14 protein-coding genes are annotated in these 12,985 nt (G+C 62.4%); 9 read left to right on the forward strand and 5 right to left on the reverse strand.

What is annotated here, in order from left to right; translation table 11 throughout:
* Positions 1-9: 9 nt before the first annotated feature.
* Positions 10-1,230: a serine/threonine transporter SstT gene (sstT, locus tag BM017_RS25420; RefSeq protein ID WP_092249665.1), complete on the reverse strand. Its 1,221-nt coding sequence runs from the start codon at positions 1,228-1,230 to the stop codon at positions 10-12.
* Positions 1,231-1,470: 240 nt separating this feature from the next.
* On the opposite strand from sstT, the gene BM017_RS25425 reads away from it, so the two are divergent.
* Entirely contained in the window at positions 1,471-2,628 is a 1,158-nt protein-coding gene (locus BM017_RS25425; RefSeq protein ID WP_092249667.1) for an MFS transporter, read from the forward strand.
* 4 nt (positions 2,629-2,632) lie between these two features.
* Here the strand turns inward: BM017_RS25425 and nhaR are convergent, their stop codons facing one another.
* Positions 2,633-3,535 carry a transcriptional activator NhaR gene (gene nhaR, locus BM017_RS25430; protein WP_092249669.1) on the reverse strand — a complete coding sequence of 301 codons (903 nt, stop codon included), beginning with the start codon at positions 3,533-3,535 and terminating at the stop codon, positions 2,633-2,635.
* Positions 3,536-3,669: 134 nt separating this feature from the next.
* On the opposite strand from nhaR, the gene BM017_RS25435 reads away from it, so the two are divergent.
* From BM017_RS25435 to mnmH, 4 genes are all read left to right on the forward strand, one after another.
* Positions 3,670-3,921 (forward strand): hypothetical protein, encoded by a 252-nt coding sequence (locus BM017_RS25435; RefSeq protein ID WP_071489671.1) that lies wholly within the window; start codon positions 3,670-3,672, stop codon positions 3,919-3,921.
* Positions 3,922-3,947: 26 nt separating this feature from the next.
* Positions 3,948-4,700: a TerC family protein gene (locus BM017_RS25440; RefSeq protein ID WP_092249671.1), complete on the forward strand. Its 753-nt coding sequence runs from the start codon at positions 3,948-3,950 to the stop codon at positions 4,698-4,700.
* 94 nt (positions 4,701-4,794) lie between these two features.
* Complete coding sequence (gene selD, locus BM017_RS25445; RefSeq protein WP_071489670.1) at positions 4,795-5,829, forward strand: selenide, water dikinase SelD; 1,035 nt, start codon at positions 4,795-4,797, stop codon at positions 5,827-5,829.
* Positions 5,829-6,932, forward strand: coding sequence for a tRNA 2-selenouridine(34) synthase MnmH (gene mnmH, locus BM017_RS25450; RefSeq protein WP_092249673.1), 1,104 nt, complete (start codon positions 5,829-5,831; stop codon positions 6,930-6,932). Before selD ends, mnmH begins: the two co-directional genes overlap by 1 nt.
* Here the strand turns inward: mnmH and BM017_RS25455 are convergent.
* Both BM017_RS25455 and BM017_RS25460 read right to left on the reverse strand, forming a co-directional pair.
* The gene (locus tag BM017_RS25455) at positions 6,922-7,977 is read right to left on the reverse strand and encodes a permease (RefSeq protein WP_092249846.1); all 1,056 of its coding nucleotides are present in this window, start codon (positions 7,975-7,977) and stop codon (positions 6,922-6,924) included. The genes mnmH and BM017_RS25455 overlap by 11 nt on opposite strands.
* A gap of 44 nt (positions 7,978-8,021) precedes the next feature.
* A complete protein-coding gene (locus tag BM017_RS25460; RefSeq protein WP_071489668.1) occupies positions 8,022-8,723 on the reverse strand; it encodes a histidine phosphatase family protein in 702 nt (233 codons plus the stop codon).
* A 256-nt stretch (positions 8,724-8,979) separates the two neighbouring features.
* On the opposite strand from BM017_RS25460, the gene BM017_RS25465 reads away from it, so the two are divergent.
* The 4 genes from BM017_RS25465 (at position 8,980) to BM017_RS25480 (ending at position 12,785) form a co-directional block, all read left to right on the forward strand.
* The gene (locus BM017_RS25465; RefSeq protein WP_092249675.1) at positions 8,980-9,678 is read left to right on the forward strand and encodes a glutathione S-transferase N-terminal domain-containing protein; all 699 of its coding nucleotides are present in this window, start codon (positions 8,980-8,982) and stop codon (positions 9,676-9,678) included.
* Positions 9,679-9,681: 3 nt separating this feature from the next.
* Positions 9,682-10,524, forward strand: coding sequence for a PhzF family phenazine biosynthesis protein (locus BM017_RS25470; RefSeq protein ID WP_092249677.1), 843 nt, complete (start codon positions 9,682-9,684; stop codon positions 10,522-10,524).
* A gap of 117 nt (positions 10,525-10,641) precedes the next feature.
* Positions 10,642-11,616 carry a porphobilinogen synthase gene (gene hemB / locus BM017_RS25475; RefSeq protein WP_092249679.1) on the forward strand — a complete coding sequence of 325 codons (975 nt, stop codon included), beginning with the start codon at positions 10,642-10,644 and terminating at the stop codon, positions 11,614-11,616.
* An 83-nt stretch (positions 11,617-11,699) separates the two neighbouring features.
* Positions 11,700-12,785, forward strand: coding sequence for a DUF1615 domain-containing protein (locus BM017_RS25480; RefSeq protein WP_092249681.1), 1,086 nt, complete (start codon positions 11,700-11,702; stop codon positions 12,783-12,785).
* Between the two features lie 44 nt (positions 12,786-12,829).
* On the opposite strand, the gene BM017_RS29450 is transcribed toward BM017_RS25480, so the two are convergent.
* Positions 12,830-12,961 carry a hypothetical protein gene (locus BM017_RS29450; protein WP_256575431.1) on the reverse strand — a complete coding sequence of 44 codons (132 nt, stop codon included), beginning with the start codon at positions 12,959-12,961 and terminating at the stop codon, positions 12,830-12,832.
* Between the last annotated feature and the right edge of the window lie 24 nt (positions 12,962-12,985).

Consider the following 12,985-nt stretch of genomic DNA (forward strand, 5'->3'; position numbering starts at 1 on the left):
GCGCGACTGTTAAGCCGGCTGTTCTTCCTTGCCCAGGCAAGCGGCGGCGGTGAACAGCACATCGGTGGACGAATTGAGCGCGGTTTCCGCCGAATCCTGCAACACACCGATGATGAAACCGACGGCCACCACCTGCATCGCAATCTCACTGGGAATGCCGAACAGGCTGCACGCCAGCGGAATCAGCAACAACGAACCGCCGGCCACGCCGGAAGCGCCGCACGCACAGATGGCCGCGACCACGCTGAGCAGTACCGCAGTGGGCAGGTCGACGGCAATGCCCAGGGTGTGCACGGCGGCCAGGGTCAGCACGGTGATGGTGATCGCCGCGCCGGCCATGTTGATGGTGGCACCGAGCGGGATCGACACCGAGTAGGTGTCTTCATGCAGGCCCAGGCGTTTGCTCAATGCGAGGTTCACCGGGATATTTGCTGCCGAACTGCGGGTGAAGAATGCGGTGATGCCGCTTTCGCGCAGGCACATCAGCACCAGCGGGTAGGGGTTGCGGCGCAGTTTCCAGAACACGATGGCCGGGTTGATCACCAGCGCCACGAACAGCATGCAGCCGATCAGCACCACCAGCAGGTGGGCGTAGCCGAGCAGGGCGCCGAAGCCGGAAGTGGCCAGGGTCGAGGCAACCAGGCCGAAAATGCCCAGCGGCGCAAAGCGGATCACCACGCGCACGATCAGGGTCACGCCGTTGGACAGGTCTTCCAGCACCGCCCGCGTGGTCGGCGCCGCGTGGCGAATGGCAATGCCCATGCCGATGGCCCACGCCAGGATGCCGATGAAGTTGGCATTCATCAGCGCGCTGATCGGGTTGTCCACCACGCTCAGCAACAGGCTCTGCAACACTTCGCCGATGCCGCCGGGCGCGGTCACCGCTGCGTCATGGGTCGCCAGCACCAGCGAAGAGGGGAACCACATGCTCGCAACTACCGCCACCACCGCGGCGGCAAAGGTGCCCAGCAGGTACAGGAACAGAATCGGCTTGATATGGGTTTCCTGGCCATGTTTATGGTTGGCGATGGATGCCATCACCAGCACAAACACCAGGATCGGTGCGACGGCCTTGAGTGCCGCGACGAATACCTTGCCGATGAACCCGGTTGCCTTGGCCGCCTCGGGCAACAGCAAGGCCAACAGGATGCCGGCGATCAGGCCGATGACGATTTGCGTGACCAGGCTGACGCGGGCCAGTCGTTGCAGGAGAGAGGGGGCAGCAGTCATAAACACTTGTCTCTGGTTTTTTTTAGGGCGCAGCTACTGACTCGGAAAGGGCTGTAGGACGCGGATCGCGAAGTCTAGCATGCTGTGGGAAAAGTCCATGGCGGTGCGGCATTGCGTCAACCGCTTGCCCAGGCCTTGGCCAAATCCGGACATACTCTGTTAAGATTCTGTCCTCTCATCTTTCCTCTCTGTCAGCGGGCCCTTCGGGCTGTCGTTGATGTCGTCGTTTCTGGAGTTTTCATGTTGTTTCCCATCCTGCTGCTGTCGGCCGCCGGCTTTACCGTGCTGACCACAGAGTTCGTGATCGTCGGCCTGTTGCCGTCCATCGCCCGCGACTTGAACGTCACTGTGTCCCAGGCCGGGCTGCTGGTGACCTTGTTCGCATTTACCGTGGCGGCGTTTGGTCCGTTTCTGACGGCGTACTGCGCACGTTTCCCACGCAAGCGCCTGTTTATCAGCATCCTGATCCTGTTCGGTGTGGCCAATACCGTGGCGGCCCTGGCACCGAATATCTGGGTGATGGCGCTGGCACGGTTGATCCCGGCGCTGGGTTTGCCAGTGTTCTGGGCCCTGGCCAGTGAAACCGCCGTGGACATCGTCGGCCCTGAGTTCGCTGGCCGAGCGATTGAAAAAATCGGCTTCGGTATTGTCTGTGCCACGGTGTTCGGCATTCCGGTGGGCACGCTGATTTCGGATATGTTCGGCTGGCGCAGCGCGTTTGCCATCCTCGCGGTGATCGCGCTGGCCAAGGCTTTGCTGCTGTTTATCTACCTGCCGGTGACCCAACCGAAGAACGATGAAGTGACGTTGCGCTCGCAGTTCAAGATCCTGCGCAACCCGCTGATGCAGGGGCATATCCTGCTGTCGATCCTGGTGTTCAGCGGCATGTTCACCGCCTACACCTACCTGGCGGACATCCTCGAGCGCCTGGCCGGGTTCGACGGTACGCTGGTGGGCTGGTGCCTGATGGGCTTCGGTGCGGTCGGTCTGATTGGCAATTCGCTGGGCGGGCGTGCGGTGGATCGTCACCCGTTGATCGCCTCCATGGTGTTTTGCGGCTTCATGATCGCAGGCATGGTGGCGCTGGTCCCGGCGATTCATTCGACCATCGGCCTGGCGGCGGCGATGGCCGTGTGGGGCGTGACCCAGGCGGCGATGTTCCTGGTCAGCCATGTGCGCCTGATGAAGGCTGCGCCCCATGCGCCGGCGTTTGCCGCGTCGCTGAACATCGCCGGGGCCAACCTGGGCATCGGCCTGGGCGCCATGGTAGGCGGGCACGTGATCGATACCCTCGGCCTGGGCAGCCTGGGCTTTGCGGCGTCCGGGTTTATCCTGGTGTCGATCCTGCTGGCGTTGTGGCTGATGACCGCCAGGCACCCGCTCGACTCCGGCGCCTGAGCCGTCAGGGCAGGGTGGTGAACAGCTCCCGCCGGGCGCCTTCGGTAATCGCCACGATGCCGGGGTGCTTGACCTTGCGCTCCACCGAGATCGCGTAGAAAGACTCGGTCACGGCCACGGTCTGGCCAATCAGCGCCACGCCGTACTGGCGCACCACCTCGTCGGCAATCACGCTGGGGGCGATAAAGATCCCGCTGCCGGATTGGCCGAATGCCTGCATCAAGGCGCTGTCGTCGAACTCGCCGATGATCTTCGGTTGAATCTGTTGTTCGGCAAACCAGCGCTGCAAACGGCTGCGTACCACGGTTTCCGCGCCCGGAATCAACAGCGGCGCGCCGTGCAGGCACTGTGGGAAATCCCCCCGGTGTTCGTCAGCCAACGCCTGGGTGGCGAAAAAACTGATGCCGCATTCGCCCAACTTCTGGCTGTAGCCTTTGATGTCCAGGTGCGTGGGCATGGGGCTGTCGGAAATCACCAGGTCAAGGCGCTGGATCGCCAGGTCGGCGAGCAGGCGTTCGAGTTTGTCCTCACGGCAGGTGATGCGGATCGGCTCGCTCAACTCCATGGTCGGTGCGATCAGCCGGTAGACGATGGACTTGGGCACCACGTCCGCCACGCCGACGCGGAACAGGATCTGCTGTTCGTCGGGCTGCGCGCGCAGCATGGCTTCCAGTTCATTACCGGTCTGGAACATCTGCTCGGCATAGGGCAGGGCCTGGCGCCCGGCTTCGGTCAGTTCCAGTTGGCGGCCGACCCGCTGAAACAGCGCGATACCGAAGGTTTGCTCGAGCAGGCTGATCTGCCCGCTGATGGTCTGGGGCGTGAGGTTCAACTGCTCGCACGCACGCACGATGCTGCCGGTCTTTGCCACCACCCAGAAGTAGTGCAGTTGTCGGTAATTGAGCATGGCAGCCTTCACTTCGTAAAAAACGAAGTATACGCGAGAAAAAAACGAATTTTCCTGAACTGTTTGCCTGCATAGAATGCGTCGCTATCGCGGGGCCACTATTTGGACCCAAGGGTTCTAACGAGGAAGACATCATGAAACTCAATTCCCTGGGCGCGGCATCCTTGCTTGCGCTTTCATTGGTAGTGATCAGCGGTTGCGATCAGGTCGAAAAAAGCGCGCAGCAGGTACTGGGCAAGGCCACCGAATCGGCCAAGCAAGCCATCGATGACACCCACAAGGCTGCCGAACAGGCATTGAGTGAAGCGACCAACGGCCTGATCAACCCGCAGAAAAAGGATGATCAGGAAGAGAACGAAACCGAATCGAACAGTAAAGAAGCCTAATTTCCGCTCAACGTCAGGACTGACCTATGGATTACCTTTTACAACTGGCCGCCAGCCCCACCGCCTGGATTGCCCTGGCAACCCTGATCGTGATGGAGATCGTGCTGGGCATCGATAACCTGATCTTCATCTCGATCCTCACCAACAAGTTGCCGGAGAAGCATCGGGCCAAGGCGCGACGCATCGGTATCAGCATGGCGTTGGTGTTGCGGTTGGGCCTGCTCAGCACCATCGCGTTCATCGTGCAGCTGACGGCGCCGGTGTTCGAAGTGTTCGGCCAGGCGTTCTCGTGGAAGGACATGATCCTGATCGCCGGTGGCCTGTTCCTGGTGTGGAAGGCCACCACCGAAATCCATCACAGCATGGACCCGGAGCCCGAAGAGAAGGAAACCAATGCTGGCAACGTTGTGGCTATCGGTTTTGCCGCGGCCATCGGGCAGATCCTGTTGCTCGACCTGGTGTTCTCCATCGACAGCATCATCACCGCCGTGGGCATGACCGAGCACTTGCCGATCATGATCATTGCCGTGGTGACCTCGGTGATCGTGATGCTGGTGGCGGCCGAACCGCTGGCCAAGTTCATCAACGACAACCCGACCGTGGTGATGCTGGCCCTGGGCTTCCTGATCATGATTGGCATGACCCTGATCGCCGAAGGCTTCGGCGCCCATGTACCGAAAGGCTACGTGTATGCGGCCATGGCGTTCTCGGCGGCCATCGAATGCTTGAACATTGCCCGGCGTAACCGCCACCAGCGTTTGCTCGCTGCCCGCCGGTAACCGCTGAAACCAAACGGCCGGCTGCGCTCAGATGAGCCCAGCCGGCTTTTTGCTGTCTGTTAGAATTCGCGCACTTGATAGCGTGAGGTCCTACATGAACGAGCCGATTCGTCTTACCCAGTACAGCCACGGCGCGGGGTGTGGCTGCAAGATATCGCCCCAGGTGCTGGAAGTGATCCTTGCCGGCAGCGGCGCACAGAACCTCGACCCCAAGCTGTGGGTGGGCAACGCTTCGCGTGACGATGCGGCGGTGTACGCCATCGACGACGAGCGCGGCGTGGTCTCCACCACCGACTTTTTCATGCCGATTGTCGATGATCCCTTCGATTTCGGCCGGATTGCTGCCACCAATGCCATCAGTGATATCTACGCCATGGGTGGCGATCCGCTGATGGCCATCGCCATTCTGGGCTGGCCGGTGAACGTACTGGCGCCGGAGATTGCCCGCGAAGTGATCCGCGGCGGCCGCTCGGTGTGCGACGCAGCCGGGATTCCTCTGGCGGGCGGGCATTCCATCGACGCCCCGGAGCCGATCTTCGGCCTGGCCGTGACCGGCATCGTGCAAAAGCGCCATATGAAGCGCAACGACACAGCCACCGCCGGTTGCCGGTTGTATCTCACCAAGCCCATCGGCATCGGCATCCTCACCACCGCCGAGAAGAAGGGCAAATTGCGCGAGGCGGATATCGGCCTGGCCCGGGACTGGATGTGCACCCTGAACAAGCCCGGCAGCCGTTTCGGCAAGTTGGCGGGGGTGACCGCAATGACCGATGTCACCGGTTTCGGCTTGTTGGGCCACCTGGTGGAAATGGCTGACGGCAGCGGCCTGACGGCGCGCATCGAGTACAACAAGGTCCCACGCCTGGCCGGGATCGAGGACTACCTGGACCAGGGGTGCATGCCCGGCGGCACCTTGCGCAACTTCGACAGCTATTCGAGCAAGCTCGGACGCCTGCAGGAACTGCACAAGCGCGTGCTGTGCGACCCGCAGACCAGCGGCGGCCTGTTGATCGCCGTCACGCCCGAGGGCGACGCCGAATTCCACCGCATGGCGGCTGAACTGGGCCTGGTCCTGGAACCTATCGGCGAGCTGCTCGAGCGACAGACCCACGCGGTTGAGGTGATTTGATGGCAACCGATATCACCGACTACCGCGATATTTTCCTCAATGATCGGCCAATGATGGATACCCGCGCGCCGATCGAGTTCACCAAGGGCGCGTTCCCGGGGGTGATCAACCTGCCGCTGATGACCGACGACGAACGCCAGCGCGTCGGCACCTGCTACAAGCAGCAGGGCCAGCAGGCCGCCATCGTGCTCGGGCATGAGCTGGTGTCCGGCGCTATCAAGGCCGAGCGTATCGAGCAATGGGCGCGGTTCGCCCAGGCCAACCCCGAGGGTTACCTGTACTGTTTCCGTGGCGGGCTGCGTTCGCAGATCGTGCAGCAATGGCTCAAGACCGAAGCCGGCATCGCGTATCCCCGTGTCGGTGGCGGCTACAAGGCCATGCGCACCTTTTTGCTGGAGACCGTCGAGCACGCCGCCACGCAGTGTGACTTCGTGCTGCTGGGCGGTATGACTGGCACCGGCAAGACCGAGGTGCTCGGCCAGTTGCGCAATGCCCTGGACCTGGAAGGTCATGCCAACCATCGCGGCTCCAGCTTCGGCAAACGCGCCACGGCGCAGCCGTCCAACATCGACTTCGAAAACCGCCTGGCCGTGGACCTGCTGAAAAAGCGTGCCGCGGGTATCGAGCAGTTCGTGGTCGAGGATGAGAGCCGCATGATCGGCAGCTGCGCGCTGCCGCTGGCGTTGCACAAGGGCATGCAGACGTTCCCGATGGTGTGGCTGCAGGACAGCGTAGAAGGGCGGGTCGAGCGCATCCTGCGCGACTATGTGGTGGACCTGTGCGCCGAATTTATCGAGGTGTTTGGCGACACCGGCCAGGCGCTGTTTGCCGAGCGCCTGACCCAGAGCCTGGGCAATATCCATAAACGCCTGGGCGGCGAACGCTTCCAGCGGTTGCAGGCGATCTTGCAGGCGGCCCTGGCGGAGCAGGCGCGCAGCGGTGATGTGGACCTGCATCGCGCCTGGATCGAAGGGCTTCTGCGTGAGTATTACGACCCGATGTACGCCTTTCAGCGTGAAAGCAAAGGCGCACGGATCGAGTTCGCAGGGGAGCAGGGCGCCGTGGTGGAGTATTTGCGCGAGCGCGCCCTGATCAGAGGATAGCCGCGCCGATCAACCCACACAGTACCCCCACCAACATCGTCAACCCGGCCACCGTCACCAGCACCCGCGCATCGAAGTCCTTGCGCAGCATCAGCAGTGACGGCAGGCTCACACTCGGCAGGGTCATCAGCAAGGCCACGGCCGGGCCGGTGCCCATGCCCAGGGTCATCATGGTTTGTACGATGGGGATTTCGGCAGCGGTGGGAATCACGAACAACGTGCCGACAATCGCCAGAGGCACCAGCCATGCCAGGCTGTTGGCCATGGCGCCGTCGACATGGGGGAACAGCCACACCCGCGCGGCGCCCAGGATCAGCACGGCCAGGATGTACACCGGGATCGTGCTCCAGAACAACTGCCACAGGGTCCGCAGCCAACGGCCCAGGAACGGCTGGGACTCAACCACACTGACCTCGGCCACCGCGCCCAGAGCCGCTTCCGGCACCTGGTCCGGGCGGGCGATACGTTGAGCGATCAGGGACACGCCCACCACCAGCACAATGCCCGCCACCAGCCGCAATGCGGTGAAGCCCCAACCCAGCACGAAGCCCATGAACACCAGGGTCGCCGGGTTCAGCACGGGGTTGGCGATCCAGAACGCGAGTGCCGCGCCCACCGAGACCTGCTGCCGACGCATGCCCGCCGCGACCGGTGCCGCGCAGCAACTGCACATCATCCCCGGCAGGGCGAACAGCCCGCCCCGCAGGGTCGACCCCAGCCCGGCGCGGCCGAACAGGCGCAGCAGCCAGTCGCGGGGGATCAGCACTTGCAGGAGGGAGCCCAGGATCACCGCCAGCACAGCGGCTTTCCAGATCGCCAGGAAGTACACCTGGGCGTACGCCAGCGCGGCTGCCAGGGGCGAGCTTTGCTGGTCGTTGAGAATCGAGGCGCCAATGCTGTGGTTATCGGCGGCGACGAAGGCCTTGAGGTAGTAAGGCGACCACTTCACGTAGTAGAGGCCGACGCAGGCGATCAGCAGGAACAGCGCTGGTTTCCACCAGAACGACCAGCCCCGGTTGGGCTGGGTGGAGGCGAGGTTGGGCATGGTGATGATCCGCAGGTGAGTCAATAGCGGCGCATCATACGCCCTCAGCTCTCGGCGCTCACCTGGGTAGGTTCAGGGCAGGTTTCTTCGCCGTTGTTCAGGCCCTGTTTATAGTTGCGGCTCAGCAACGAGGCCTTGCCGTTGTGCCAGGTCAGCGTCAGCACATACAGCGTGTCGTAGTCGCTGCCGGACCAGTCGTCGGTGATGGTGTGTTTTTCGCCGGACGCTTCGCTCGCCACCTTGTTGATCAGCTCCGGCAGATAGCCGTGGGACCAGGCGGTGTAGATGATGGAGTTGTGGTACTTGTCTTCCACCAGCTCGTCGGCGAGGGCACTGGTGTCATTCGCGGAAAACTTGATGTTTACCGGCAGGCCGAGCTTGATCGCGCTAGGGCTGATGGTCATCAGCGGGCGAATATAGCTGTAGGAATTGTCCAGTTCGCCTTCCTCCACGTTGCGTGTCGGGTTGGCGGCGAACACGAAATTGGCCTTGCCGAACTTCTCTGGCAAAACCGTGGCCAGGTTCATCGCCCGGTTGAGACCCTGGCAATTGAGCTGGCCCAGGCCACCGGCGGGTTTTTCACCGTGGCGCAGGAACACCAGGGTTTGCACGCCGTCAACCTGGTCGGCGTTGCTGATCCGTGACTCCAGGCTCAGATCGATAGCGCCGCCAACCAACAACAGCGGCAACAGGATGTATGAATAGCGTTTCAGTCGTTGCACAAGGCGCAGAGGCTTGATCGTCATTGTAAGTTCGAGTCTTCATGCGTCACGTTAAGGCAGACACGCCTGGCCACTATGACGCCGGGGGCGCCTGCGGTGTTCCCTGTCGAGATAGCGAGGTGCCTCCATTCACCGCTTGAGCTCATTTAAGAGTGCATGAGGGCGTATTGGTTCGCCCTCACGGCATAATAGCTGGCGGTTGTTGCGTATTGATGACCCATGCAGGACGCTCGCCGGATGACTATCATGGGGGCTTTCAGCACACACACAGGGCTTCCCGATGAACCCACTCGCTGCTTTCCCGATCAACAGCAAATGGCCTGCCCAGCATCCAGAGCGCCTGCAACTGTATTCGCTGCCGACCCCCAACGGGGTAAAAGTGTCGATCATGCTCGAAGAGCTCTGCCTGCCTTATGAAGCGCACAAGGTCAGCTTCGAGACCCAGGACCAACTCTCTCCCGAGTTCCTGTCGCTGAACCCCAACAACAAGATCCCCGCGATCATCGACCCCAATGGCCCCAGCGGCCAGCCGCTGGCGTTGTTCGAGTCCGGCGCGATCCTGATCTACCTGGCGGAAAAAACCAGCCAGTTGCTCTCCGAGGACCCGGCGACACGTTATGAAACCATTCAATGGCTGATGTTCCAGATGGGCGGTATCGGCCCGATGTTCGGCCAGTTGGGCTTCTTCAACAAATTTGCCGGCAAGGCCTACGAAGACAAACGCCCGCGCGACCGTTACGCCGCCGAATCCCGGCGCCTGCTGGACGTGCTGGAAAAACGCCTGCTGGGCCGTACGTGGATCATGGGCGACGAGTACAGCATCGCCGACATCGCCACCTTTCCGTGGATCCGCAACCTGATCGGCTTCTACGAGTCCGGTGACCTTGTAGGCATTGCCGACTTTCCCAATGTACTGCGCGCTCTGGACGGTTTCGTCGCACGGCCGGCGGTGATCCGTGGCCTTAATATTCCGAGTTGAAGCATGCCGACTTTCGATTTCAAACAGCTGGACGTGTTCAGCCGCGTGGCGCTCAAAGGCAACCCGCTGGCGGTGGTGTTTGGCGCCGACAGCCTGAGCGACCAACAGATGGCGGACTTCGCCAATTGGACCAACCTCAGTGAAACCACGTTTTTACTGACCCCGCGTGATCCTCGGGCTGACTACCGGGTGCGAATTTTCACCACCTTGAAGGAGCTGCCTTTTGCCGGGCACCCGACGCTGGGCAGTTGTTATGCCTGGCTGCAGGCAGGTGGTATTCCCAAGGGCGAGGAGATAATCCAGGAGTGCGAAATCGGCCTGGTGCGTATCCGTCGCCAAGGCGATGAACTGGCATTTATCGCGCCGCCGTTATTGCGCGCCGGTGCCGTGGACGCGCCGTTGCTGGAGCGCGTGCGCCTGGGCTTGGGCCTGGAGCCCGGGGCCATCGTGCGCAGCCAGTGGGTGGACAATGGCGCTGGCTGGCTCGCGGTAATGCTGGCAGACCGTGACCAGGTCCTGGCGTTGCAGCCGGACTATTCGCAACTGCTGGGGCTGGCCGTGGGCGTGATCGCCCCCTGTGACGGCGGGCGCGACGATGTGGACACGCAATTTGAGGTGCGTGCCTTTATCGCAGGCGATGGCGCGCAGGAAGACCCGGCCACCGGCAGCTTGAATGCGGGGCTTGCGCAATGGTTGCTCGGCGAGGGCCTGGCCCCCGAGCGCTATGTGGTCAGCCAGGGCACGGCAATTGGCCGGGCAGGGCGGATCTGCGTTGAGCGCCAGGGCACTGAAATATGGATGGGTGGCGCCGTGTCGGTGTGCATCGACGGGCGTGTACAGCTTTAGATCCATAAATTATTACCGCCCCCGCAATACACTATTGGCCCCTCGGCGTTTGTGCTGCCGGGGCCTGGGGGCATAAGCTTTCGCCCCAAAGATTTTCTGCCTTGCAATAGGACCACCATGACCAGCCAGTTCCCCCAAGCCCGCCCACGCCGCCTGCGCCGCTCCCCGGAGCTGCGTGGCCTGTTCCAGGAAAGCGAATTCACCCTCAACGACCTGGTGCTGCCGATCTTCGTCGAAGAAGAAATCGACGACTTCGTGCCAATCACCAGCATGCCGGGCGTGCAGCGCATCCCTGAGAAGAAACTGGCCGGCGAGATCGAGCGCTATGCCCGTGCCGGCATCAAGTCGGTGATGACCTTCGGCGTGTCCCACCACCTGGATGCCAGCGGCAGCGACACCTGGAAGGAACGCGGCCTGGTCTCGCGCATGTCGTCGATCATCAAGGACGCTGTGCCGGAAATGATCGTGATGTCCGACACCTGCTTCTGCGAATACACCGACCATGGCCACTGCGGTGTGATGCACGGCGCCCATGTCGACAACGACGCGACGCTGGTCAACCTCGGCAAGCAGGCCGTGGCCGCCGCGCGTGCCGGTGCCGATGTCATTGCCCCTTCGGCGGCGATGGACGGCCAGGTCCAGGCGATCCGCCGCGCCCTGGATGATGCGGGCTTCACCCATATCCCGATCATGGCTTACTCGACCAAATTCGCCTCGGCCCTCTACGGACCGTTCCGCGAAGCCGGCGGCAGTGCGCTCAAGGGCGACCGCAAGAGCTACCAGATGAACCCGATGAACCGCCGCGAAGCCGTACGCGAATCGCTGCTGGATGAACAGGAAGGCGCGGATGCGCTGATGGTCAAGCCGGCCGGTGCCTACCTCGACATCATCCGCGACATCCGCGAAGCCTCGCGCCTGCCGGTGGCGGCGTACCAGGTCAGCGGCGAGTACGCGATGATCAAGTTCGGCGCCCAGGCCGGGGCGATTGATGAGGACCGTGTGGTGCGTGAAACCTTGGGCTCGATCAAGCGCGCGGGTGCGGACTTGATCTTCACCTACTTCGCGATGGACCTGGCGTTGGCGGGGATCTAGAACCACAACAGGTAAAATGTGGGAGGGGGCTTGCGCCCTCCCACATCAACAATGCCCGGCCCATCGTCGCCCAAGGAAGCCCCATGTATTCAAGCCGCCTGATCCTGTGCCTTGCCACTTTGCTGGTACTGGCCGGTTGCTCTACCACGCGCAACCCGCAACAGCCGCAGCGCAGCGAGGCCGAGGTGAAAGCGCAGATCGTGCGCCTGCTGCCGGCCAAGGTGGCTGACCGCGAGGGCTGGGCCCAGGACATCTACACGGCCTTTGACACCCAGAACATCTACCCCAGCACGGAAAATATCTGCGCCGTGCTGGCGGTGACCGAGCAGGAGTCGACCTATCAGGTCGACCCACCGGTGCCAGACATGGGCAAGATCGCCCAGGATGAAATCCTGCGGCGTGCCGGCAAAGTCCATGTGCCGGCGTTTGTCGTGCGCAGCGCCCTGCAACTGCGTTCGCCCAGCGGCAAGACCTACGCCGACCGCCTCAATGCTGCGCGCACGGAGAAGGACCTGAGTGGCATCTTCGATGACTTCATCAGCATGGTGCCCCTGGGCAACACGTTGTTTGGTGGTTTCAACCCGGTGCATACCGCAGGCCCGATGCAGGTGAGTATCGACTTTGCGCAGAAGCAGGCGCGGGGTTATCCCTACACGGTGGATGGCACAATTCGTCGCGAAGTCTTCACCCGTCGTGGCGGCATGTACTTCGGCATCGCGCACTTGCTGGGTTACCCGGTGAGCTACGATCGGCCGCTGTATCGCTTTGCCGATTTCAATGCCGGGTGGTACGCCAGCCGTAATGCCGCGTTCCAGGCTGCCGTCAGCCGTGCTTCGGGCACCGAGCTGGCCCTGGACGGAGATCTGATTCGCTACGGCTCGCTGCTGCCCGGCACCACCGAGCTGGCGGTGCGTTCATTGGGGGCCAGGCTGGACATGCGCAACCCCAGCATCCGCAGTCAGCTGGAGCAGGGCGAGCAATTGGATTTCGAGAACACCACCCTCTACAAGCGCGTATTTGCCCTGGCCGACAAGGCCGCCGGCAAGCCGATGCCACGGGCCATCCTGCCGGGCATCGTGCTCAAGAGCCCCAAGATCACCCGTAACCTGACCACGGCGTGGTTTGCCCAGCGGGTCGACGAGCGTTATCAGCGCTGCCTGAAGCGCTGATCAGCGTTGAGGTGAGCAAGCCCGCTCGCCACAGGTTCGCACCATCAGAGGAACGAGCTTTGTTCGCCGTTGATCGCCCGTGCGCGGGACTGATCCTTGGGTGAGCAGCCTGCCACGGCCAGGGCTGCCAGCAGGAACAGGAGATAGGATTTTGGCTTGCCGTCCAGATGGCGCATTGCGGTTCCTTGGGAGGTATGGGG

It is taken from the genome of Pseudomonas sp. NFPP04 (genome assembly GCF_900113815.1).
Lineage (GTDB): Bacteria > Pseudomonadota > Gammaproteobacteria > Pseudomonadales > Pseudomonadaceae > Aquipseudomonas > Aquipseudomonas extremorientalis.

Excerpts from the sequence above, each read along its gene's own strand:
- sstT (WP_092249665.1), bottom strand. The coding sequence starts at position 1,230 with ATGACTGCTGCCCCCTCTCTCCTGCAACGACTGGCCCGCGTCAGCCTG.
- BM017_RS25425 (WP_092249667.1), top strand. The coding sequence starts at position 1,471 with ATGTTGTTTCCCATCCTGCTGCTGTCGGCCGCCGGCTTTACCGTGCTG.
- nhaR (WP_092249669.1), bottom strand. The coding sequence starts at position 3,535 with ATGCTCAATTACCGACAACTGCACTACTTCTGGGTGGTGGCAAAGACC.
- BM017_RS25435 (WP_071489671.1), top strand. The coding sequence starts at position 3,670 with ATGAAACTCAATTCCCTGGGCGCGGCATCCTTGCTTGCGCTTTCATTG.
- BM017_RS25440 (WP_092249671.1), top strand. The coding sequence starts at position 3,948 with ATGGATTACCTTTTACAACTGGCCGCCAGCCCCACCGCCTGGATTGCC.
- selD (WP_071489670.1), top strand. The coding sequence starts at position 4,795 with ATGAACGAGCCGATTCGTCTTACCCAGTACAGCCACGGCGCGGGGTGT.
- mnmH (WP_092249673.1), top strand. The coding sequence starts at position 5,829 with ATGGCAACCGATATCACCGACTACCGCGATATTTTCCTCAATGATCGG.
- BM017_RS25455 (WP_092249846.1), bottom strand. The coding sequence starts at position 7,977 with ATGCCCAACCTCGCCTCCACCCAGCCCAACCGGGGCTGGTCGTTCTGG.
- BM017_RS25460 (WP_071489668.1), bottom strand. The coding sequence starts at position 8,723 with ATGACGATCAAGCCTCTGCGCCTTGTGCAACGACTGAAACGCTATTCA.
- BM017_RS25465 (WP_092249675.1), top strand. The coding sequence starts at position 8,980 with ATGAACCCACTCGCTGCTTTCCCGATCAACAGCAAATGGCCTGCCCAG.
- BM017_RS25470 (WP_092249677.1), top strand. The coding sequence starts at position 9,682 with ATGCCGACTTTCGATTTCAAACAGCTGGACGTGTTCAGCCGCGTGGCG.
- hemB (WP_092249679.1), top strand. The coding sequence starts at position 10,642 with ATGACCAGCCAGTTCCCCCAAGCCCGCCCACGCCGCCTGCGCCGCTCC.
- BM017_RS25480 (WP_092249681.1), top strand. The coding sequence starts at position 11,700 with ATGTATTCAAGCCGCCTGATCCTGTGCCTTGCCACTTTGCTGGTACTG.
- BM017_RS29450 (WP_256575431.1), bottom strand. The coding sequence starts at position 12,961 with ATGCGCCATCTGGACGGCAAGCCAAAATCCTATCTCCTGTTCCTGCTG.